The organism is Vibrio sp. YT-17 (assembly GCF_033337375.1).
In the GTDB taxonomy this organism is placed as follows: Bacteria; Pseudomonadota; Gammaproteobacteria; order Enterobacterales; family Vibrionaceae; genus Vibrio; species Vibrio alginolyticus.
Genome location: NZ_JAWOQP010000219.1, coordinates 1 through 1,015, shown reverse-complemented (window position 1 = coordinate 1,015; position 1,015 = coordinate 1). Strand labels below are relative to the sequence as shown.

Below are 1,015 nucleotides of genomic sequence, written 5' to 3'. Positions count from 1 at the left end.
AAAAGCAAGTGCTTGCTGGTGATATCGAAGCGCTGAAGTCATTCTATCTTGACCGCGGCTACCTGAAATTTAACGTTGATTCTACACAAGTTGCGATCTCTCCTGACAAGAAAGGGGTATACATTACTCTTGGCTTGGAAGAGGGCGAAGTGTACACAGTTAAAGATGTAAAATTCCGCGGTGACCTGATTGGTGAAGAAGCGACCTTCGAACGACTCGTTCCATTCGAAGACAATGAAACGTACAACGGTTCTCTTGTGACTTCGATGGAAGAAGGCATCAAGCGTGTGCTTGGTGAATCTGGCTACGCTTACCCTCAAGTAAACACCATCCCTGAATTTGACGATGAAAACAAACAAGTCTCCTTGGTTGTGAATGTTGATCCAGGTAATCGAGTTTACGTTCGCGACATTCGTTTTACTGGTAATAACTCAACGAAAGATGAAGTGCTGCGTCGTGAAATGCGCCAAATGGAAGGTAGCTGGCTAAACTCCAAGTCGATTGAAACTGGTAAGACACGACTTAACCGTCTTGGCTATTTTGAAAACGTAGAAGTACAAACGGTTCGTGTACCAGGTAGTGATGATCAAGTTGATCTGGTTTACTCGGTTAAAGAAGCGAACTCAGGCAGTGTAAACTTTGGTGTTGGCTACGGTACCGAATCGGGCGTCAGCTTCCAAGTTGGTCTGCAACAAGACAACTTCTTAGGTAGCGGTAACCGCGTTGGTATCAACGCGATGATGAACGACTATCAAAAGAACGTGAGCTTAGACTACCGCGACCCATACTGGAACCTTGATGGTGTAAGCTTGGGCGGTAAGATTTTCTACGATGAATTTGAAGCATCGGAAGCGGGTATCGTTGACTATACCAACCAAAGTTATGGTGCAAGTTTGACATGGGGTTTCCCATTTGACGAACTGAACCGTTTTGAATTCGGCGTTGGTTATACCCACAACAAGATCGGTAACTTGTCACCTTACTTGCAGGTAGAGCAATTCTTGCAAGCTCAAGC

General features: G+C 45.1%; 1 protein-coding gene. It reads left to right on the top strand.

Translation table 11 applies throughout. The annotated features are described in order from the left end of the window. A partial coding sequence (gene bamA, locus R7F67_RS25060; protein WP_318057564.1) for an outer membrane protein assembly factor BamA occupies window positions 1-1,015 on the top strand: 1,015 nt, incomplete at both ends.